General features: G+C 64.5%; 19 protein-coding genes. 7 read left to right on the top strand and 12 right to left on the bottom strand.

Annotated features, from left to right (window positions below; translation table 11 throughout):
* Position 1 precedes the first annotated feature (1 nt).
* From DVK00_RS02400 to DVK00_RS22190, 9 genes are all read right to left on the bottom strand, one after another.
* Positions 2–3,004, bottom strand: a complete 3,003-nt coding sequence (locus DVK00_RS02400) for a hypothetical protein (RefSeq protein ID WP_121577170.1) — start codon at positions 3,002–3,004, stop codon at positions 2–4.
* Positions 2,992–3,852 carry a hypothetical protein gene (locus DVK00_RS02395; protein WP_121535288.1) on the bottom strand — a complete coding sequence of 287 codons (861 nt, stop codon included), beginning with the start codon at positions 3,850–3,852 and terminating at the stop codon, positions 2,992–2,994. Before DVK00_RS02395 ends, DVK00_RS02400 begins: the two co-directional genes overlap by 13 nt.
* Before the next feature lie 8 nt (positions 3,853–3,860).
* Positions 3,861–4,256, bottom strand: coding sequence for a hypothetical protein (locus tag DVK00_RS02390; protein WP_101350765.1), 396 nt, complete (start codon positions 4,254–4,256; stop codon positions 3,861–3,863).
* Positions 4,237–4,698: a hypothetical protein gene (locus tag DVK00_RS02385; RefSeq protein WP_101350764.1), complete on the bottom strand. Its 462-nt coding sequence runs from the start codon at positions 4,696–4,698 to the stop codon at positions 4,237–4,239. The genes DVK00_RS02390 and DVK00_RS02385 overlap by 20 nt, the downstream gene beginning before the upstream one ends.
* A gap of 34 nt (positions 4,699–4,732) precedes the next feature.
* Complete coding sequence (locus tag DVK00_RS02380) at positions 4,733–6,478, bottom strand: type II secretion system F family protein (protein ID WP_121535284.1); 1,746 nt, start codon at positions 6,476–6,478, stop codon at positions 4,733–4,735.
* Entirely contained in the window at positions 6,475–8,337 is a 1,863-nt protein-coding gene (locus DVK00_RS02375; RefSeq protein ID WP_121577169.1) for an ATPase, T2SS/T4P/T4SS family, read from the bottom strand. Before DVK00_RS02375 ends, DVK00_RS02380 begins: the two co-directional genes overlap by 4 nt.
* Positions 8,330–8,803, bottom strand: coding sequence for a hypothetical protein (locus DVK00_RS02370; protein ID WP_121577168.1), 474 nt, complete (start codon positions 8,801–8,803; stop codon positions 8,330–8,332). Before DVK00_RS02370 ends, DVK00_RS02375 begins: the two co-directional genes overlap by 8 nt.
* A complete protein-coding gene (locus DVK00_RS02365) occupies positions 8,800–9,300 on the bottom strand; it encodes a hypothetical protein (protein WP_101350760.1) in 501 nt (166 codons plus the stop codon). The genes DVK00_RS02370 and DVK00_RS02365 overlap by 4 nt, the downstream gene beginning before the upstream one ends.
* 91 nt (positions 9,301–9,391) lie before the next feature.
* Entirely contained in the window at positions 9,392–9,514 is a 123-nt protein-coding gene (locus DVK00_RS22190; RefSeq protein ID WP_255410197.1) for a hypothetical protein, read from the bottom strand.
* 184 nt (positions 9,515–9,698) lie between these two features.
* Here DVK00_RS22190 and DVK00_RS02360 point away from each other — a divergent pair, with 184 nt between their 5' ends.
* The 3 genes from DVK00_RS02360 (at position 9,699) to rad50 (ending at position 14,094) form a co-directional block, all read left to right on the top strand.
* Positions 9,699–10,064: a hypothetical protein gene (locus DVK00_RS02360; protein ID WP_101350759.1), complete on the top strand. Its 366-nt coding sequence runs from the start codon at positions 9,699–9,701 to the stop codon at positions 10,062–10,064.
* A gap of 84 nt (positions 10,065–10,148) precedes the next feature.
* Positions 10,149–11,405 carry a DNA double-strand break repair protein Mre11 gene (mre11, locus tag DVK00_RS02355; RefSeq protein WP_121511581.1) on the top strand — a complete coding sequence of 419 codons (1,257 nt, stop codon included), beginning with the start codon at positions 10,149–10,151 and terminating at the stop codon, positions 11,403–11,405.
* A 13-nt stretch (positions 11,406–11,418) separates the two neighbouring features.
* Positions 11,419–14,094, top strand: a complete 2,676-nt coding sequence (gene rad50 / locus DVK00_RS02350) for a DNA double-strand break repair ATPase Rad50 (protein ID WP_121577167.1) — start codon at positions 11,419–11,421, stop codon at positions 14,092–14,094.
* Between the two features lie 25 nt (positions 14,095–14,119).
* Here rad50 and DVK00_RS02345 read toward each other — a convergent pair whose 3' ends face one another.
* From DVK00_RS02345 to DVK00_RS02335, 3 genes are read right to left on the bottom strand one after another with little or no spacing between them, the layout of a single operon-like run.
* Positions 14,120–14,542 carry a hypothetical protein gene (locus DVK00_RS02345; RefSeq protein ID WP_101350756.1) on the bottom strand — a complete coding sequence of 141 codons (423 nt, stop codon included), beginning with the start codon at positions 14,540–14,542 and terminating at the stop codon, positions 14,120–14,122.
* A gap of 27 nt (positions 14,543–14,569) precedes the next feature.
* Positions 14,570–14,971 (bottom strand): hypothetical protein, encoded by a 402-nt coding sequence (locus DVK00_RS02340; protein ID WP_101350755.1) that lies wholly within the window; start codon positions 14,969–14,971, stop codon positions 14,570–14,572.
* Between the two features lie 40 nt (positions 14,972–15,011).
* On the bottom strand, positions 15,012–15,203 hold the full coding sequence (locus DVK00_RS02335) for a hypothetical protein (RefSeq protein ID WP_004517169.1): 192 nt from the start codon (positions 15,201–15,203) through the stop codon (positions 15,012–15,014).
* A gap of 107 nt (positions 15,204–15,310) precedes the next feature.
* Here DVK00_RS02335 and DVK00_RS02330 point away from each other — a divergent pair, with 107 nt between their 5' ends.
* The 4 genes from DVK00_RS02330 (at position 15,311) to sufD (ending at position 21,854) form a co-directional block, all read left to right on the top strand.
* Complete coding sequence (locus tag DVK00_RS02330; RefSeq protein ID WP_101350754.1) at positions 15,311–18,118, top strand: DNA-directed DNA polymerase; 2,808 nt, start codon at positions 15,311–15,313, stop codon at positions 18,116–18,118.
* Between the two features lie 125 nt (positions 18,119–18,243).
* Positions 18,244–19,173, top strand: a complete 930-nt coding sequence (locus tag DVK00_RS02325) for an ABC transporter ATP-binding protein (RefSeq protein ID WP_121577166.1) — start codon at positions 18,244–18,246, stop codon at positions 19,171–19,173.
* A 36-nt stretch (positions 19,174–19,209) separates the two neighbouring features.
* The gene (gene sufB, locus DVK00_RS02320; protein ID WP_004517166.1) at positions 19,210–20,640 is read left to right on the top strand and encodes a Fe-S cluster assembly protein SufB; all 1,431 of its coding nucleotides are present in this window, start codon (positions 19,210–19,212) and stop codon (positions 20,638–20,640) included.
* Positions 20,641–20,642: 2 nt separating this feature from the next.
* On the top strand, positions 20,643–21,854 hold the full coding sequence (sufD, locus tag DVK00_RS02315) for a Fe-S cluster assembly protein SufD (protein WP_101350752.1): 1,212 nt from the start codon (positions 20,643–20,645) through the stop codon (positions 21,852–21,854).
* The last annotated feature ends 83 nt before the right edge of the window (positions 21,855–21,937 follow it).

Genomic DNA, 21,937 nt, shown 5'->3' with positions numbered 1-21,937 from the left:
GTTAGGAGCCTGCGTCCGGCCACCCGCTGGATTCCTCCACGGCGTTGCCGTCCTTGTCACCGACTCCGCGCGGTTTGGGTGGCACGACGACGACAACGCCCGTCTCGGCTCGGAACGAGACACGGTCGGCGGTACCCAATCGCTCGCCTGTTCCGTCGTCGTCCACGTCGAGCGTGACGTTGTGCCCGTCGCGTGCGTAGGTCGTTCGCGCGCCGGGCGCGCTTGGCCGGCCGTGGCTCGCGGAGACGGCGAACCGTGCGTACTCGCCCTCGACAGTTACCCACCAGATGTTCGCTGTCGCGTACCAAGGGACAACTGGCGGTGCCAGCGGGAGACCCGCCGGGAGCCTGTCCGTCCCGAGCCGCTTCTGTGCGAACTGCTGGACCTTCCGCTCGCCAGCGTTCGCCAGAGCGCTACTCAGTTCGGTTTTCGCAACGGAGCGCACCGCCGAGGCCGTTCCGTTTGTCGACCCCAGCGTCGGTTTAGTTGCCGGTGCATCGACCGAGAGCAGCTGCAGGCGGAGGCGGTCGCGTTCGACCCGTGTGAGGGTCAGTCGCGCACTGGCGACACGGGCGACCCGTTCCTGTGCGGAGCCGTTGGTCAGAGCCAGCGCTCGGACCGCCGATGTGTCCCACTGCTCCATCGCGTCAGCGACGATGGCCTTGCTCTCGTCCTGTTCAGCCTCAGTGTGTTGGGAGACCGCCAGCCAGAGTGCCGTCGTCATTTCCGTGTTGGCCGCCCCGACCTCCCGCTGGAGTGCGTCACGCTCTGAAGCGAGCGTCGCGTTCGACTCCGATTTGAGGGTCTCGTTCGCGGCCGCGAGTGTGTTCGCCGCCATTGCGAGGCGTACCCTGTCACCGCCCTCGAACGCACCACCAACGACGGCATCGGCGGCGTCACCGTATGGGACTGTGAACACGTTTGCGTTCCGCGCCACCAGCGGATGTTCGCCCCCATCCAGCGCGCGATACCGACTCTCGTCTAGTTCGGTCAGCGTCAGATACGGTGTCTGCGTATCGACCCGTGTTCTGACGGGACCGGCCGGCCCGACCGGCACTGGCCGTGACCGCGGAACGGGCGTCTCACTCGCAGTTAATCCTTTTCGGAGGGCACGCAGCGATCCTTCGGTGCGTTTCGATAGCTGTGTATTTACTCGCTTCCGGTGACCGTTCCGCGCCGAGGCCTGCCTGTCCAACTCTGCCGACACCGCATTCAGATATGTCAGCCGGGCCGCGACGCGTGCCTTCTGTGCCGCGCTGTCGTAGGTTTCCGGCACGGCCGCCAGAGTGGCACGACGTTTCTCGACCCGCTCCCGGAGTTCCTCCGGGGGACTCGTCTCGAAGGTCCCGACGCGTCCGCGCTCGACGGTAACGGTCGTGTTGCGGACTGACGCCCGGAGGTCCATCAGGTCCCGATACACCCAGTCGTGCAGTTCTGGCGGTCGGTCGGCCGCCACTGTCGCCTCCGTCCGGCTCAGGCTATCGTCGACGACTCGTTCGGCCACTCCGTCCCGGCCCCCGGCGTGGTTGACGAGCGTGCCTATCGCTTTCGGCTCCACGTCGGCGAAGTTCGACCCGTTCAACGGACTTGCGCTGGCGTCGTGTGCGGTCCGAATCGAGCGGTTCGGTGCCCGTGAACGGCCGTGATGGCGGCCGACGACGGCGGCAGTCACGCGATAGCGCACGGTGCTTGACCTTGTTGTGCGCCGACGTACTGACCCGTTCTGCCAGACAGCTGTCCGGGTGTACTGGCGCTCGACAGTTCGACTGAACGTCTCCAAGGTATGCCAGCTGTCCGGCGTTGCGACGCGACCGCTAGCCTTCCCGACTGCCTCCGTAGCGGTGGTCGTCCGGTCGGCGACCAGTGTCCACCCGGTGCCCGGCGACGGCGGCATCTCCGGCGGGCCTCCGCCCAGTCGATGCTTGTCGGTTTCCAGCGCCACCTCGACGGTGTATGCGTCCTCAAGCGTCTCGTTGAGCGTCGACGGGTCAGTGACAGCCCGGAACGTGGTGTCTGCTGTCTCGTTGACGCCGACAGTCATCGATTCGGTCGGGCTCGGTCCCGTCGTGGACTTCGGATGCAGTGGCGTCTCGCTGACCGGCTTGTACTGGGCTTGGTCGAGCACCGCACTTGAGTGGGCCGTTCCCTTGCTACCCCGAACGATGTCTTCGATTCCCGTCATCGCTGTCGCCTCTGCTATGGCACGGCGACCGGTAGGGTCGCTCCGGCCGAAGGTCGACCGCTGGACGCCGAGCAGTGCGCCGTTCGTCGCCAGCGAGACGTGCCGGTTTGCCACGACGTTTTCGATGCCAGCGCCGCCGTACTGGGCATACCCTCTTGCCCATGCTATCGGGTACAGCCGGGCTGTCATTCGCTGGCTCAGCCCCGGCCTGCCTAGACCGTTGTTCAGACGCGTCTGGTAGGTCGACACCTGATCGTGGAGCATGAGCGCCTGCGTCGGGACGACGACGGTCGGCGAAACGCGCCGCGTCGAGACCACCGCTCCGTTGCGCCGAACTGTCAGAACGATATTCTCAACCGTCGCCCGCATCGCGGTCTTGTTCGGCCCGGCGCGTTCGACCGAGATGCGGTGTTTCGCCGCTCGGAGACCGCTCGCGTTAGCAACCGCCGGCAGACTGGCAGTCACGGTCACGTCACCGCTTCGGCCGGAGACACGCTCTAGTCGGTCCGCAACCCGGAGATAGGCACGGATTCTGAGCGAGTCCCGGAACGCAGTCGAATCGTTCAGAACCCGACCAGCAGGTGTGTCAGCAGGTGTGACAACCGGGCTCGCGGCCGCCTGTTGGCCAGCCGTCGAAACGCCGTCCCGCACGGCGACCTGGGTCTCCGCTATGGCCTGATTCAGCGCCCGTTCGACCCCCGTCTCGCTCGGGGCTGGCTCGGTGACGAACGTCGGGGCCAGCGTGAGGCTGCTCACCAGCAGGAGAACGCCGAGCAACGCGAACGGCACTCGGCCGCGGCTGTCGTCTCTCACGGCGACCACGTCCTGACAGTTACGCGGACACGGCTCACCCGAACGGCGCGGGCGGCGTCTGCCGGTGAGTCGTACCGCGACCGCATATCGGTTCGAAGCCGCGTGGCAAGCGCCGGGGTCAGGTCGCGGTTCATTTCGACCGTCGACTGTCGCTCAACGGCAACGCTCGTCCCCGTCAGACCAGCCATCCGCTCGTATCGCGCGGCCATCAGCACGGCCGACGGGTAGTCGCCACGGAGGGCGTAGCGTGACTGCGCCGGCGGGAACAGTCCGTCGACGACGCTTCGAGCCACGACCGTCGACACGCCATCGTAGCCGCCTGTATCCGCCGCTTCGCGGGCTGGCTCCGAGACGTTCTCCATCCCGCTCGGGACGGTCACTGTCGCCGCCCGAACGTCGACAGTATCCGGCGGCCGGTCGCCGACGCGGTACTCGCCTCTGACTGGCGCACCGGGATACGGTGTCCAGGTGACACAGACGGACGTTCGATGGCCGCGGCTGTGGAGCCTATCACGCGTCACCGCAGCGACTCGTGACTCGAAGTCTGTGCCGGCGCTCGATACCCGTTCGCCGTCCACGGTGACACCGCTCATCGCAGCCTCACCGAGTAGTCCTGCGACGGTCCCGTGACTCGTCCGTTGCCGCCGTGTCGCGTGGTCGGGCGGCCTGCCGTACTCTGACGGTGGGACGAGCAAATCGTACTCGACGCTTGCGGTACTCGTCGCCAGCGTCGACGCGTGGTCAGCTGCAGGGCTTGTGGTCGCCGCCGGCTTCTCGACGCTGACGCCGCTCACGAGGGTCCCTGCGGCCGCACCAACGAGCAGGAGGAATACTGTCACGTCGGCGACGGCACTCATCGCCCTGTTCATCGCCACACCCGAACCGTGAGCGTTCCGCGACGGACTGCCCCCGCTCCGACTCGCACGCTCACTGTTCTGGCTTCGATGTCAGCGCTGGTCGGTGGCTTTTGGCCACCGCTCCATCGCGCGCCGGTCGTCGCTGTGATGGTCGCGTTTCCGTGGTAGTTTTCTGGCACGCCCTCGAGCGCACCGTCGAGTTTTTCGGGCCGAACGACGCCAGCCGACGAGAGCCGCTGTTCCACAGTATCGGCGGTCGGCGTGGCGATATTTCGGTCGTCGTCAAGTGTGCTGAACGCGTCGTCTACCACACCGGCATACAGGGACACGCCAAACGTGACGGCGAAGACAGCGACAAGCGCGACCAGCGGTTCCGTCGTCGCTCTATCCGACGACCGTGACATCGGTTCCTCCCCAGGCGACGTGCCTGACAGTCACCCGGTCCGGAGCCGGTCGCCACCCGTCGTTCGCGGTCCGTGCCTGTCGGGTCGCTCGACTGAACGCGACCGGTGATTCGTACACGGCCTCCGGGCGCTCGCCGTTCACCACATTCTGTAGCCGGTCGGTCTGTGCCGGGACGGCCGTTCGAGTCAGTCGCGCGGTGGCTGACCCGCCGTCGTTGCGGAGACGGATTTCGCTGCCATCGAACGCCCACTCTGTAGCGACGAGTCGTCGATGTGCGACGGACCCGGGCGGGCTGGTCGTGACCTCATCGATAGTCGCCGCTGCCGCCGTCGCGTCCGGCGCTGCGGTCGTCGGGAGGCCGACGACGACACCAAGGACGGCCACGCTCACTGTTCCTAGGCCGACCCAGAGAGACAGCGTGTCGACGTGCGTCTCGAACATGGACCGTCTTGGCCGCGTTCTCCGGTTTAAACACTTAGACCAGCAGCCCGGTCGCGACGACGGCGGCGAGGAAGGTGGCCGTGGCCGAGAGGAGCGCCAGACCGGTTCGGTACCCAGCGAGCGCGCGGTCGAGGCCCCGATGCAACCCCGTCGATAGCATCGTCAGCAACACAGCCAGAACGAGCACGTACCAGCCGACAACCGGCCCCAGCAGCGCACTCGAAACGGTAGCGAACTGCTCGCCGCCGCCCATCGACCCGGCCAGCGCGACGGTCGCACCGCCAATAAGCGGACCGAACAGCGCAGCGGTGTTTGACAGCGTTTCGGTTATCTGTGCGAGGTCTCGGCGCGTCTCGCGCTCAATGGCCCGGAGCGCGTCGAGATGCTCGCCCATCGCCGTCACGGATGTTCCCGCCGGTGGCCCGATTGTCGCGGCCGTATCCAGCAGGATTGCCGCACGATGGGTGCGACGGCTCGGAACGTCAGCGAGCGCCCCGCCGGGACCCAGAAACGCTCCCTCGACGCTGGTCCCGAGGCATTCCTGACGCGCGACGGCGGCTTCGATGACGGCACTTGTCGGTGTGGGTGTCTCATCGACGGCCTCGACAAGCGCGGTTTCGACTGACTCGCCGCGACCCAGCCGTCGACCGACAGCCGATAGCACGTCCGGCAGGCCTGCTTCAACGTCGGTGACGTAGTCCCGGACCTCGGCGACGGGTCGGTAGTAGCTGACGAGCGCGCTCCCGACGCCGGCCCCGAGTGCCCCGATAGGAGACGCCCACGCAGCGACGAGCGCGCCGGCAAGGAGCCACCCCCCGATTCCGGCGCCGATTCCGACCACAACTGAGGGGAGTGCCGACGCCGGCACGTCCGGGTGGCTTCGCGGGATTGTTGCAGGCGGGAACGCGACCGGTCGCCGTCCTAAAAGCCAGCAACAGGCGACCAGCAGCGCGGCGGGCATGACGACGCCGTAGGTCCCAGCCAACACGGGAGCTGTCACTGGCACACCTGCGGCAGCGGCGGCGGGCAGCAGTGACGCCATCGCCAGCGGCAAGAGCACACCGAAGGCGTACAGGCCGGTCGCCGGTCCGCGAATCGAGGCCGCAAAGGCCGCCATCTCGTCGCGCGTCCCGTCGAGGATGCATCGCCGTGCACGTTCGAGGATCTCGGGCCGCTCCTCGGCCGGGGCCGCCGTCGCGTTCTCGACCAATCCGACTGCGCGTTCGAGCGCCGGGAACCGGTCGCTCCAAGCCGCCGCGAACGTTCCCAGACCGCTCCGTGGCGTGCCCGCGGCTCGCTGCCGATGGTGGTCCAGCCGTGTGGCGAGGAGCCCGCGTCCGGTTCGTCCGGCGAACGCCGCCGCCCGTTCGGCGCTTGGCCACAGTGTCACGCCGAGCACCAGCGTCGTGACAAGCGAGGGTGCGGCCCCCAGCGTTCGAATCCGCTTTGCTTTCGCGGCGAACGGCACGCCGTACCGTCCCAGCGCCGCAACGCTCAGAGACAGGGCGAGGAACCCGAGGCTGACGGTTGTCGCCAGCAGTCCGGTCACCGTCACAGCGACGAGCAGTGCGAGCAGGGAGCCACACACGGCAACGACGTAACTCGCCGCCAGCAGTGCCTCAGGCGGAGTCGTAACCGAGAGCAACTGACACGCTCGCCGGTAGTCGTCTGGTACCTCGACAGTGCCCGGGTAGGCCGCAACGACCGCGGTTGTGAGCGGTGCGGCTGGTGCCGTGCTCGCGCTGTCGCCGGAGTCGTCTGAACCGCTGGCGTAGCTCACGGCTGGGCCTCGTCTGTGGGCGGCTCGTTCCCGCGTGTCTCGACAGCCACCGACTCCTCGAATCGTTTGGTTCGCGCCTCGATAGTGTCGAGTACCTCGGCGTAGGACTCGTCGGGCGCGGCGATGGACTCCACCAGACGGCTGTTACCCCGCGTCAGGCGACCGGTAGCTGTCGCTGTCGGTCCGTCGCGTTCGTAGAGTGTCTCGAAAGATACACAATCGCCATGAGAGACGATTTCCGCGACAGATTCGATACCGCGGCCGTGCGCCGACGCGGGCGGAGCCAGCGTTATCACGAGGTCTGTCGCGGCGAACGACTGGACCGGGACGTCGAGGTCCGACACCAACCGTTCCCGAACGGCTTCGGGGCCGTTGCCGTGAATCGTCCCGAGGACGGCCCCGTCGCCGCCACCGACACGCATCGCTTCGTAGAGAACGCCGGCCTCCTCGCCGCGGACCTCTCCAACGGCGAGCGCGCCTTCGCCGAGCCGAAGCGCGGTCCGCAGGGCCTCTGTAGCATCTACTGATGGTCCGTCTCCGCTGGTGGTCCGAAGCGTCTGCACGTCCCGGCCGTCGGACTGCAACGACGACGCCGGAAGTTCGGGCGTGTCCTCGATCAGGATTGTCCGGACCTCGTGGGGAAGTTCCCAGAGCAACGCCCCGAGCGATGTCGTCTTGCCCGCACCGCGGGGACCGGCGACGAGGCAGGCCCCGCCGCGCTCCACGGCGACGGAGAGCAGTCCGGCGACGGCGGCCGGCATCGTCCCGTTGTCGACGAAGTCCGCCAACCGCCACACGTCGCTGTTGTGGGCGCGAAAGGCGAAGGCGAGGCCGTCACTGACCGGTTCACTCACACCGGCGACGCGAATCTGCCGGTCAGCCACCGTCGCCGTTGCATCGAGCGTCGGGTTCGCTCGCGAGAACGCCCGGCCGCTCGACCGCCTGAATGTCGATGCAAGCGTGTCCGCACCTGAAGGCGTCAGCCGGACGTTCGTTCGCATCGTTTCACCGTTACAACGCACTCGGAGCCGGATGTCACTCACTGGGGCTGTGGCGAACACGTCGGACACCCGCTTATCGGCGAAGATATCTTCCAAGATCCCGAGCCCGCCCGTGTGCTTTTCGAGCACGGCACCGACCGCGGTTGCCGTCGTACTGTCACCGGCCACCGCGGCAGCTGCATCGTACGGGTGACAGCCGCCGTCGGTGGCAGCGGTCGCGACTCGCCTGTACGCTTCGACAAGCGTCTCCATCGTGTCTGGGTCGAACCGCTGTTCGCGGGGCTCGATATGATACACCGGCAGTTGGTCGCCGTGCGCGTCGTATCTCCGAACGATGGCATCTGTCGGGAGCGCCTGCTGGCCCCGGAGCGTCGCATCCGCCGGCGGCGCTGTCTCGACACGGGCGTCGCTAATCGTTGGCCCGGTGGAGGCAGTAAGCGCCTGTTCGCTGGTGTCGAAGCCCTCGGTGGCGACAGCCAATCCGGTCTCTGCCGCCAAGTCGGCGACCGGCCCCGCTCGGCCGACTGCCTCTGTCGCGGCAGCGACGGGGTCCCGTCGGGCACGGGCTGCGAGGCGGTCGTCCAGCGCGGTGACTCTGGTCGCGAACCGGCCAGCCGCAGTGAGTACTGCCGCCGCCCGCTCGGCGTACACTCGCGCCTGTCCAGCTTGCGCTGTGACGACTGTCTCGATACCGGCCGACGAGAGCGAATCGACGACTGTCGCCCGGCAGTCAGCCGACGCGGCGAGGTCGCCGCCGCCCGGACACTCGTCGGCCGTCACCACCAGCCGCCCACTCTCGATAGTCGTTTCACAGCGACAGTCGGATGCTGTCGGTGACCCGAAGAGCCACTCACGCATGGCTACGCCTCGCCGCGGCTTCGAACTTAAACCGATGGACCCGCAGCATCCGCTGGCCGTTTGACCGCGTCAGCACGAATACGAGCCGATGTGTGCCGGGTTCGTCGAGTCTGTCGGTCGCGGCTGTCGTTCGGATCGGAATGCTGACCAGCCGTTCGGTCTGTTTCCGGGACTCGACCGTCCAAGTCGCGACGCCGACACCGCCCCGATCCACGAACTGTAGCTGACTGACGCCGGCATTCGTGTAGGTCCCTACGGGAATTCGTATCGACACTGTTCGCCGTGCGTCGCCGTTCACTGTCGCGGCGTCGGTCTCGGTTAGCCTCGTCAATTCGGTCCTCAGCCCGTCTACTTGACGCTCCATCGTGCCGCTGGCTGCGTCCGCTCGGGCTGTCGACAGTGCCGGGGCTGTTACACCGAGGAGTGCGGTCATGACCACGACGGCAAGGACCAGCCGGTATATCACAGCAGCGCGCGAATGCGGCTGACGACGCCCGAATCAGGCGTCTCGTCCCTGTCGTGGGTGCTGCTGTCAGTGATCGCGGAGAAGTCGGTCGCGGTGTCGGGCGCTGCATGGGTGCCGTCCGACGAACGTGGAGCAGTCTGTACTCCCTCGGTTCGATTCTGATCGCTCTCAGCCGCCTGTAGACTAGATGCCGACGGCGACGACAGTGCGTCGTTGAGTTGCTCCTCCAGTCGGTCAGTGGCCGCCAGCGCCGCATCGGCGCGCTGCTCGATATCCTCGTTGACCGTGCGAACATTCCCCACGTAGCCGCGGAGGGCCTGTGTAGCGGCTTCGAGTTCCGTCGTCCGCTCGTCGATGTCGGCGATACGCTGCTCAAGGGCGTCCACGCGCTTCTCCAACTCAGCGAGTTCCGTCACTTCCGGGAACTCCGTCGTTCCGTCTGTGACAGCGCGTTCGACCGTACGGAGCCGTTCGGCCAGCGTCTCGATATCTGTCATGCTCGGCGCTGGTCCCGTGCTATTATTTGAACGCTTGGACGGGGTCCTGCGGGAAACGCACCGGTCGCTGCCAGAAAACGTTCGCCCCGCCCTACCCGCCGAGGATGAACAGCGCGAGGATGACGGAGATGAGCAGGGTTGCCAGAATCAGCAGCGCGACGACTGTGATTGACGAAAGCGCCGTGTCGTCGGAGCGAAATTTGCACAGCGGCATGATAAAATACTATTATTTCGTTGTCAGCTAGCACTATCGCAGGACCGTTAGTTCTATCGAACGAATCACCTCACTATCTTGTACGCGTTCTCGATCAGTTCGGTTGGGCGATTGTCTCCACAGCGTCATTATCTGCCTCGGTACCGGTGAACATTTATATAGGATGCCGTGGCCACGCCACGCTATGGCCGATAGCGACCAGGTGAAAGCGGCACTCTCGGCGCTCGCTGCCGGTGAGGGCAACAGCGACGACAGGGGCCAAGCGACCCGAGCAGCCGACCGAGAGGGCGATAGTACCACAGCCCGGATGGCGACCGATGAGACGGGCGGTGACGCCGGCTACCAGACGGTCATCGAGCGAGCGTCTCGGGCAACCGACGATTTAGACAGAGCAGTCGCCTTCGTCGAGACGTTCGGCGTCGGCCAACTCCAAGCGGCCGTCGAACAGGCCGAACACGAAGTGAGCGGGCTGGCAGATGAGGGGCGGGCGGCTTTGCGAGCGTTCCGGCGGTACCGGGACGCCGCGGCGGGGCCAAACGATGGGTCGTAGTCACCGGGTCAATTACAGTCCTGTCGACCACTTTCACTCCGCTCACGATACCCCTTTAGGTGGCGCTGGCTTACAGGTGGGCAAATGACACGGGTGATACACACCGGCGATACCCACGTCGGATATCAGCAGTACAACGTCCCTGACCGACGGGACGACTTCCTTGATGCGTTCCGGCAGGTGGTCCGAGACGCCATCGGGGACGACGCTGACGCTGTCGTCCACGCCGGTGACCTGTTCCACGACCGCCGTCCGGCTTTGGCCGACATCATGGGCACGCTGAGCGTCCTCGAAGAACTCTCTGAAGCCAGTATCCCCTTCCTTGCTGTCGTAGGAAACCACGAGGCCAAGCGGGACGCCCAGTGGCTCGACCTGTACGAGTCACTCGGCCTGGCGACGCGGCTCAACGACGAGCCGACTGTCATCGGCGACACCGCCTTCTACGGCCTCGATTTCGTGCCACGCTCGCAACGCGACGACCTCGACTATGATTTTGCCGCCCACGACGCAGACAGCGCCGCGCTGGTCACCCACGGCCTGTTCCAGCCCTTCGAGTACGGCGACTGGGACGCCGAAGAAATTCTGACCGAATCGTCGGTCGAGTTCGACGCGATGTTGCTCGGTGACAACCACGACCCCGGCAAACAGCAGGTCGAAGATACCTGGGTCACCTACTGCGGGTCGACCGAGCGCGCGAGTGCGAGCGAACGCGAGGACCGCGGCTACAACATCGTCACCTTCGACGACGAAGTACGCATCACACGTCGCGGTCTCGACACCCGCGAGTTCGTCTTTGTCGACGTGGACCTCGGGCCCGAGGAAGGCGTCGAACGGGTCCGGAGCCGCGTCGGCCAGCACGACCTGGCGGACGCCGTCGTCATCGTCTCCATCAGCGGCGACGGCGACCCGGTTACTCCGGCCAGCGTCGAATCATTTGCACTTGACCGGGGTGCGCTCGTGGCTCGCGTCACCGACCACCGGGAAATCACGGCCGAGGAGCGAGAAACGGAGATCAGCTTCGCCGACCCTGACGACGCCGTCACCGAGCGCGTCCGCGAGCTCGGACTGAGCGAGGCCGCCCACGACATCGACGAGACGATACGCGCCTCGAAGGTCGCCGACGCGAACGTCAAGGACGAGGTCGAACGGCACGTCCGCGAACTGCTTTCCGAGGAGTCAGATGCCCTCGCAGCCGACACCGAGACGGCGGCGAGCGATGGCGCGTCCGACACCGACGCCACCGCGGGTGCAAACGAGGGCGAAGGCGACGACGGAACACCAGCGAACGAAGCCGACGGCACAGACAGCGAGAGTCAAGCGAGCGTCGAGGAGTTCCTGTGATGGAGGGTCAACAATGAAATTCCAACGGGTCAAGCTATCCAATTTCAAGTGCTACGACGATGCCGACCTGCGACTGGACAACGGCGTGACCGTCATCCACGGACTCAATGGGAGCGGGAAGTCATCCCTACTTGAGGCCTGTTTCTTCGCGCTGTACGGCTCGAAGGCGCTGGACGAGAACCTCGGCGATGTGGTTACTATCGGGGCCGACGACTGCACTGTCGAATTGTGGTTTTCTCACGCCGGCGGCGACTATCACCTCACGCGCCGGGTCCGCGCGACCGGGGCGCAACCGACGACGGCGAAGTGTGTGCTCGAGACGCCCGAGGGGAACTACGAGGGGGCACGCGACGTGCGCCGACGCGTTACGGAGCTCCTACGGATGGACAGCGAGGCGTTCGTTAACTGCGCGTACGTCCGTCAGGGCGAGGTAAACAAGCTCATCAACGCCTCTCCCGGCGACCGACAAGATATGCTCGACGACCTCCTGCAACTGGGGAAACTGGAGGAGTACCGCGAGCGGGCCAGCGACGCCCGCGTCGGGGTCGGTCGCGTGCGCGATGACAAACAGGGGGCACTATCACAACTCGACGAGCAGATACAGGAGAAAGAGTCGAAAGACCTCCACGAGCGCCTGAACAGCTTGGAAACAAAGGAATCGGAACTGCAGGACGAAATCGAGCACATTGAGGACCAGAAGGCCACTGCCGAGGAGACGCTCACGCAGGCCGAATCGGTCCTCGAAGAGTACGAGGAGAAACGCGAGGAACTGGCGGCGCTGGAAGACGACATCGAAGAACTGGAGACGACCATCACAGAGACGGAGACGGAACGAACCGACCTCAAAGAGCGCATCGGGGAGCTACAGGACCGCCGGGAATCGCTTCAGGAGCAACTCGCGGAAACGGTTTCCGAGACCGACCTCGACAGTTCGGAGCCGGACCCCGACACCGTCGATGCGCGACTCGAAGAGCGACAGTCTCGCGACGACGACCTGCAGGGCCGCATCGAGGACCAGCGCGTCGACGCAAAGGAACACAGCAGCACGGCTGATGCGCTCGCTGACAGCGCTGCCGACCTCGAATCCCGGGCCGAGGAGAAACGCAAAGAGGCCGACGAACTGGAAGCAGACATCGAAGCCGCGCGGGAGGCCATCGCCGAGCGCCGGGAGCAGATCAGCGACATCGACGACCAGATCGCTGCCCTCGAAGCCCGGTTCGAGAACGCGCCGACCGACCGCAACGGGGCGCAGTCGTACAAAGAATCTGTCGCCAGTGACCTCGAAGAGGCCCGACAGCAGGTGACCGAACTGGAGACGAAACTGGAGAGCGAGCGCGAGTCGCTCGCGGAGGCCGAGGCGCTGCTGGAGGCCAGCAAGTGCCCCGAGTGCGGGCAGGACGTGGCCGAGTCACCGCACGTCGACTCCATCGAGGACGACCGCGAGCGAATCGCGGAGCTGGAGTCGACGCTCGCAGACGCTCGCGAAGAAGTCGAAACACTGGAGTCGAAACACGAGACGGCGGCGGAGCTGGTCGAGACAGCGGACGAACTGGCGACGCTCGAAAACAACCGCTCGAACATCGTCCAACTCGTTGAGGAGAAGGCGAACGGGCTGGACGCGGATCAAGAGCGTATCGAAACCCTCCGAGAGGAAGCAGCGGACCACGAGTCCGAGGCCGAGACGAAACGTGAGAAAGCCGCCGAAGCCCGCGAGCAGGCGGAAGACTGCCGCTCGGTCGTCGCGGAGTGCAATCAGGAGCGCCAGCAGGTCAAGCAGTCGATTGAGCGTCTAGAGCGGGTCGAAGACCTGCTTGGGAAGATCGACGACTGCGACGACGACATCGAGCGCTTGCGGGAGAAGCGCAGTCAGCAGGCCGAACTAAACGACCAGCGCCGCGAACAGCTCGCGGAGAAGCGCGAGCGCAAGCAGGACCTGGCCGAATCGTTCGACGAAGAGCGAATTGATGAAGCCCGCAACGAGAAGCAACGCGCGGAACAGTACATCGAGCAGGCCGAAGAGGCGCTGGCGGAGAAACGCCAGAAGCGCGACGAACTACAAAACGCCATCGGCGGTGTCACGAACGAAATCGAGGAACTGGAGTCACTGCGGGACCGGCGCGAGAACCTCGAAGTGACCCTGGAGAAACTCGAAACGCTGTACGAGGAGACCGAGGAGCTACAGGAGATGTACGGCGCGCTTCGAGCGGAACTGCGCCAGCGCAATGTCGAAACCCTCGAACGGATGCTCAATCAGACGTTCGACTTGGTGTACCAGAACGACTCGTACTCACACATCGAGCTTGATGGACAGTACCAGCTGACGGTGTACCAGAAGGACGGCGAACCGCTGGAACCCGAACAGCTCTCCGGCGGCGAGCGCGCGCTGTTCAACCTCAGCCTGCGATGTGCTATCTATCGTCTGCTCGCGGAGGGTATCGAAGGAGCCGCACCGATGCCGCCGCTAATCCTCGACGAGCCGACGGTATTCCTTGATTCAGGCCACGTCACGCAACTGCTTGACCTTGTGGAGTACATGCGCGACGAGGTTGGCGTCGAACAGATTCTCGTGGTCAGTCACGACGAGGAACTCGTCGGTGCAGCGGACGACCTCGTCCGTGTCGAGAAGGACGCAACGACCAACCGCTCGCGGGTCGAGCAGGTCGAAGCGACGGTCGCGGAACTGGCCTGACCGCAGTCACGACGCTGACCAGACCTCAGTCGCGGAGCTGCGCCAGCCCATCGCTGGCCGTGTCGGTCGTGTCGTACCCCGGCTGGCCGTGGACTCTGGCCTCCGTGAGCAGGCCGGCGGCGCGAAACTCGGCTAGCAAGCCGTGCAGGTCGCTCTCGCAGAGATCGTAGGCTGAGAGCAGTTCCGCCACGGGGAGCGGCCCGCGCTCGTCGAGTTCCACGAGCAGGCCTAGCGCGCGCTCATCATGGGCCGCCGTAATGACTTGACGGGTGGCGTCGGGAACGGCTTTGGCGGCCGTGGTCAGCGGTGAGTCGCCATCCACAGGTTCGAGGTCGGCGTTCGGAACGTGTCGTTGTTCACCGGTTTCAGGGTCCCTGACCAGACTCGAATCGGTGGACTCCTTCAGCAGTAAGTACCGCGTGCCGTCGTCGTCCCGCACAGTACGCATATAATGCTTCGTAGCTGGCCGGACCGGTTAGCCGTTGTGGTCGCCTGACTCTGTGCCGTCGGACTGCGTATGTGTGGTCTCGGCTGTGTCGCCCTCGTCGTCCGATTTGCGCTCGCGCTCGAACTGGATGTACCGAAACGTTCCGTAGCCGAAGGCGATGACGCCGACGAGGAATATCCGGACCCCGAGGTCGACCTGTCCCTCGAAGTACGCAAGCATCGGGCCGAGCGAGAGGGCAAGCAGCGCGACGTTGAACACGATGACGAGTTTGACGAACAGCCCTGTGGTGTCGCCGCTGTAATCGCCGTCCGTCGGGGACGGAACGTCCGGTCCGAGGCTCTCCGGGTCGAACTCCTCTGGTTCGTACTCGCTCTTTTCCGAGAGGACGCCGCCGCTCTCGTTCGGGTCGTCCTCGCCGGGGATGTCCATCACACTAGCTACGACGCGTGGACGCTAAAAGTACTTCCTGTCAGGCGATCTCCTGTAAAGTGAGCGCCGTATCAGTCTGTAGCCACGCGAGCGGGTTCTCGGCGTCGTAAAACACTGTCCCCTCCTCGGTCTCGTAGGTCTCGGTCGTCTGGATGGCGTCCGGGAGCGCCGGCTCCGACCGCAGTTCTTCGGACCTATCCGCCTCGCCGTGGGGGGATGCGTGGTGCGACATTGGCCGTCAAACTTGGGTATGTTACTCGATGGCATATACTTTCTGCCTGTGGCAATACCCCGTCGACCGCCGGTGTTTTTATGCGGCATCTCGAAACAAGGCCAAGAATGAGTGACGGCACCCAGGGCACGCTGGGGGACTTCGGGCAGGACGCGGGCACAGACGACCGCCCGGTCGCCGACGAAGCGGCGGCCATCGCGGGCAACGGTGGGAGCGACGGCGGGACGAGCGTCGTCGATCTCGACGAGCGTCAGTTCCCGCCCGTCGAGGAGACCGTCGAGTTCGTCGTCACGCAGGTCGACTACACCATCGAGGGCCAGGGCGACGACGAATTCCCGGTCGTCCACGTCTTCGGCCGCACCGACGACAACGAACCGGTTCACGCTCGTGTCTTCGATTTCAAGCCGTACTTTTACGCGCCGACCGACAGCGTCACCGACGACGGACTCCGTCAGTACGATAGCATCACTGGCTGGGAAGAAGCCGACGCGGACGGCGAGCCCTACGAATCGATTCGGGGCGAGCGCCTGACGAAGATATTCGGCCAGACGCCACGCGACGTGGGGCAGATACGCGACGACTTCGACCACTACGAGGCGGACATCCTCTTTCCCAACCGGCTGCTGATCGACAAGGATATTACGAGCGGCGTGCGCGTCCCCGCCCGCAAACTCGACGACGGGAGCCTGAAGGTCCACCACGAGGAGATTCAACCGGTCGAGGCCCACGCCGACCCGCGGGTCAACACCTTCGATATCGAGGTCGACGACAGGCAGGGGTTCCCCGAGGACGGCGAGGAACCGATCATCTGCCTTACCTCCCACGACTCCTACCGCGACGAGTACGTCGTCTGGCTGTACGAGTCCCCCGACGGCATCGACGGCCCCGAGGCGCTGGCCGGCTACGACCCGATTCGGGAGGACTTCGAGGCCGACGTGCGCGTCTTCGGCGAGGAGGAGGCCATGCTGGAGGCCTTTGTCGACTACATCATCGACACCGACCCCGACGTGCTGACGGGCTGGAACTTCGACGACTTCGACGCGCCGTACTTCCTCGACCGCCTAGAGGAACTCCAGAGTTACAACCACGACTACGACCTGTCCGTCGACCGCCTCTCCCGCGTCGACGAGGTCTGGCGGTCGGGCTGGGGCGGCCCCGATATCAAGGGCCGGGTCGTCTTCGACCTCCTGTATGCCTACAAGCGTACGCAGTTCACCGAACTCGAATCCTACCGGCTCGACGCCGTCGGCGAGCAGGAACTCGGCGTCGGCAAGGAGCGCTACACTGGCGACATCGGCGACCTCTGGGAGCAAGACCCCGAGCAGTTGCTGGAGTACAACCTCCGGGACGTGGAGCTGTGTGTCGAACTCGACCGCGAGCAGGACATCGTCGACTTCTGGGACGAGGTCCGCACCTTCGTCGGCTGCAAACTGGAGGACGCGACGACGCCTGGCGACGCCGTCGACATGTACGTCCTGCACAAGCTCCACGGCGAGTTCGCGCTCCCCTCGAAGGGCCAACAGGAGAGCGAGGACTACGAGGGCGGCGCGGTGTTCGACCCCATCACCGGCGTCCGCGAGAACGTCACCGTGCTGGACCTGAAGTCGCTGTACCCGATGTGCATGGTGACGACCAACGCCAGCCCGGAGACGAAGGTCGACCCCGAGACCTACGACGGTGACACCTACTGCGCGCCCAACGGCACGCACTTCCGGAAGGAACCGGACGGCGTCATCCGGGAGATGGTCGACGAACTCCTGACAGAGCGCGAGGAGAAGAAAGAACGCCGGAACAGTTTTGACCCCGAAAATCCGGAGTACGAGCGCTTAGACCGTCAGCAAGCGGCAGTGAAGGTGATAATGAACAGCCTGTACGGCGTACTTGGGTGGGACCGCTTCCGCCTCTACGACAAGGAGATGGGTGCGGCGGTCACCGCCACCGGCCGCGAGGTCATCGACTACACCGACGAGGTCGTCGCGAGCGAGGGCTACGAGGTCGTCTACGGGGACACCGACTCTGTCATGCTCCAGTTGGGCGACATCGGCCCGGCGGACGTCGAGGGCGACGTGACCGTCACCGACGAGATGCGCGAGAAACACCCGGAGATGAGCGACGACGAACTCGAACTCATCGCCGCGACCATCGGGAAGGGGTTCGAACTGGAGGAGACCATCAACGACTCGTACGACGAGTTCGCGATGGAGGAACTCAACGCCGACGAGCATCGCTTCCAGATAGAGTTCGAGAAGCTCTACCGGCGGTTCTTCCAGGCCGGCAAAAAGAAGCGCTACGCGGGCAACATCGTCTGGAAGGAGGGCAAGCACGTCGACGACATCGACATCACGGGCTTCGAGTACCAGCGCTCGGACATCGCGCCCATCACCAAGCGGGTCCAGAAGGAGGTCATCGACCGCATCGTCCGCGGCGAAGACGCCGAGTCCATCAAACAGTACGTCAGCGATGTCATCGAGGACTATCAGGACGGCAACGTCAATTATGACGACGTGGGCATCCCCGGAGGCATCGGCAAGAAACTCGACAACTACGACACCGACACTGCGCAGGTCCGGGGCGCGAAGTACGCCAACCTTCTGCTGGGGACGAACTTCCAGAGCGGCTCGAAACCCAAGCGCCTCTATCTCGACCGGGTCCACTCGGACTTCTTCCAGCGCATCGAGGAAGAGGAGGGACTGGACCCCCAGCGGGACCCGCTGTACGGCGAGTTCCGACGGGACCCCGACGTTATCTGCTTCGAGTACGCGGACCAGATCCCCGAGGAGTTCGAAATCGACTGGGACAAGATGCTCGATAAGACACTGAAAGGACCGATTGCTCGGATCTTGGAAGCCATGGATATCTCCTGGGAGGAGGTCAAGTCCGGGCAGGAACAGACGGGACTCGGCAGCTTCATGTAACCCACAGAAAGCAGGGGCTTACTGCTGCAAGAAATATTATTTCTATATACAGAAGTTGAGTTCGCAGCAATGCGAAAGCTTCATGGGTGAAACGTACCTTCTTTCGGTTGACCTAAGAGATACCTATGGCGAAACTCGAAATCAACAATCTCCACGCAGAAGTCGCAGAAGAGGACGGTGAGACGATTCTCCGCGGTGTCGACCTCGAAGTCGAGTCCGGTGAGATCCACGCGCTGATGGGTCCCAACGGCTCGGGGAAGTCGACGACGGCGAAGATTATCGCCGGCCACCCGGCCTACGAGGTAACCGACGGCGAAGTGCTCATCCACCTCGAAGAGGACGAGTTCGGCGACGAGGAGATCCCAGAAGATCTCCGCACCTGGGACCTGCTCGACCTCGAACCGAACGAGCGCGCCGCGCTCGGTATCTTCCTCGGCTTCCAGTACCCGGCCGAGATTGAGGGCGTCACGATGGTGAACTTCCTGCGGACCGCGCTCAACGCCAAGCTCGAAGAGCGCGAGGAGCTCTTCGAGGACGACGAGGAAGAAGAGGCCGACGCAGAGGGCGGCGACACCAACGAGGACGCCGCCGGCTACGACACCTCCCCGATGGAGGGCAACGTCGAAGAAGGAGAAATCGGCGTCGCCGAGTTCCAGGAAATCCTCCAGGAGAAGATGGAGCAGCTGGACATGGACGAGAAGTTCGCGTCCCGGTATCTCAACGCTGGCTTCTCGGGTGGCGAGAAGAAGCAAAACGAGGTCCTCCAGGCCGCGATTCTCGAGCCCTCGATTGCCGTGCTCGACGAAATCGACTCCGGACTGGACATCGACCGACTGCAGGACGTCTCCAACGGCATCAACGCGCTCCGTGACGAGCAGGGCGCAGGCATCCTCCAGATTACCCACTACCAGCGCATCCTCGACTACGTCGAACCCGACCACGTCCACGTGATGCTCGACGGCCAGATCGCCACTTCCGGTGGTGCCGAACTCGCCGAAAAGCTCGAAGACGAGGGGTACGACTGGGTCCGAGAGGAAGCCTACGAGGCCGCGTAACGCCCTTCCGTACACAGCGATAACACTACACACACTATGAGTTCAGATCAAGACCACCTCAAGGAAACGGACACCGAGAAGCGCTTCGAGTTCAAGAAAGAGGAGAAGTCCGCCTTCGAAGCCGAGAAGGGCCTCACGGAGGAGACCATCCGGGTCATCTCCGAAGACAAGGACGAGCCCGAATGGATGCTCGAACGCCGCCTTCGCGCGCTCGAACAGTACAAGGAGATGCCGATGCCGGACGGCTGGCCGGGCGCGCCCGACCTCTCCGAGGTCGACGTGGACGAAATCGTCCCGTACATCCGCCCCGACATCGAGACACGCGGCGGCGTCGACGACTGGAACGACCTCCCAGAGGAGATTCAGGACACCTTCGACAAACTGGGCATCCCGGAAGCCGAGAAGAACGCGCTCTCAGGCGTCGGCGCGCAGTACGAGTCCGAGATCGTCTACCAGAACATGCAGGAGCGCTGGGAGGAGAAGGGTGTCATCTTCTGTGACATGGACAAGGCCGTCCAGGAACACGAAGACATCCTCAAAGAGTACTTCATGACCAAGGCCGTGCCGCCGAGCGACAACAAGTTCGCGGCGCTGCACGGCGCTATCTGGTCCGGTGGGTCGTTCGTCTACGTCCCCGAGGACACCACGGTCGATATGCCGGTCCAGGCGTACTTCCGCATGAACTCCGACGGCATGGGCCAGTTCGAGCACACGCTCATCATCGCCGAGGAGAACTCCGAAGTCCACTACATCGAGGGCTGTTCCGCCCCGAAGTACTCGGAGTTCAACCTTCACTCCGGCGGCGTCGAAGTGTTCGTCAAGGAGAACGCTCACGTCCAGTACTCGACCGTGCAGAACTGGTCGAAGAACACGTACAACCTCAACACCAAGCGCGCCATCTGCGAGGCCGACGGCACGATGGAGTGGGTCTCGGGCAGCATGGGCTCGAAGGCCACGATGCTGTACCCCTCGACCGTCCTCAAAGGGCCCGGCGCGACGGACAACCACATCACCATCGCCTTCGCCGGCGAGGGCCAGGACATCGACACGGGAGCGAAGGTCTACCACAACGCCCCAGAGACGAAGTCCACCATCGAGTCCAAGTCCATCAGCAAGGACGGCGGCCGCACGAACTACCGCGGTCTCGTCCACATCGCTGACGGTGCCGAAGACTCTTCGACCTCCGTCGAGTGTGACGCCCTGATGTTCGACAACGAGTCCACGTCGGACACGATGCCGTACATGGAGATTCAGGAGTCCAAGGTCGACGTTGCCCACGAGGCGACTGTCGGCAAGATCGGTGACGAGGACGTCTTCTACCTCCAGTCCCGCGGACTGGACGACGACGACGCAAAGCAGATGATCGTCGCCGGCTTCATCGAGCCGATCACGGAGGAACTGCCGATTGAGTACGCCGTTGAGCTGAACCGCCTCATTGAGCTTGAGATGGAGGGGTCGCTCGGATAACCATGAGTACGCAGGTACACGCCAATCTCACAGAGGCCCAAGTGGAACAGATTTCAGACGATCTCGGCGAGCCGGAGTGGCTGCTTGAGACGCGAAAGGACGCGCTCGCGGCGCTCGAAGAGCTCGAAATGCCGGACGTTATCCGGACGCCGGGTCGGACGTGGACGAACCTCGACGCGCTCGAATACGAGTCGCTGGTCGACCCGCTCGACTACGCACAGGACAAGGACCGCGTCGACGCCGAGGGCGTCGAGGTCCTCTCTTGGAGCGAGGCGCTCGACGAGCACGAAGACCTCGTTGAGGAGCACTTCGGCAGTACCGTCGACCCGCAGCGAGACTACCTCACCGCGCTGTCGACGGCCCTGTTCTCGGCCGGGACGGTCGTCTACGTCCCCGAGGGCGTCGATGCCGAGGACGTGAAGATCCGGACGACGATGAACAGCCAGTCGCTGTTCAACTACACGCTCGTCCTCGCCGAGGAGTCCTCCTCGGTCACGATTCTGGAACGCCAGCAGACCGGCGAGACGACCGACGCTGACCAGTACTACTCTGGTATCGTCGAGGTCGTCGCCGAGGAGAACGCCTACGTCCAGTACGGCGCGCTCCAGAACCTCTCGGAAGAGACCTACAACTTCCAGGTCAAGCGCGGCCACGCCGACACCTACGCCACGGTCAACTGGATCGACGGCAACATCGGCTCCCGACTGACCAAGTCTAACGTCGAGACCCGACTGCTCGGCGACTCCTCGGAGTCCCAGATTCTCGGAGCCTTCTTCGGCCACGAGGACCAGCACTTCGACATCGCGTCGCGTGTCTGGCACGAGGCTGAACACACTATCGCCGACCTCGTCACCCGCGGCGTCCTCGACGATGACGCCCGCTCGGTGTACGAGGGCGTGCAGGATGTCGGTCGTGAGGCCTGGGACACGTCGTCCTACCAGCGTGAGAACACGCTCATGCTCTCCGACGATTCCGAGGCCGACGCGTCGCCGAAGCTCATCATCAACAACCACGACACCGAGGCCTCCCACTCCGCGACGGTTGGGCAGGTCGACGAAGAGGACATGTTCTACATGACCTCCCGCGGTGTCGACCCGGAGAGTGCAAAGAACATGCTCGTCGAAGGGTTCTACGTCCCGGTACTCGAAGAGGTGCAGGTCGACGAACTCCGCGAAGACCTCGACCAGCTCATCTACGAGCGTCTTCGGGAGTAACGAGGTCCCACAGCGGCCTCGAACTGCAACGGACCGGCCCGCGAGACGCGGCTTGTTTTTGCTGTTTTTTGTGACCGTCTGCA

Origin of the sequence: Haloarcula sp. Atlit-47R (assembly GCF_003665985.1) — an archaeon.
In the GTDB taxonomy this organism is placed as follows: Archaea; Halobacteriota; Halobacteria; order Halobacteriales; family Haloarculaceae; genus Haloarcula; species Haloarcula taiwanensis.
This window is presented reverse-complemented; position numbering and strand designations above follow the sequence as displayed.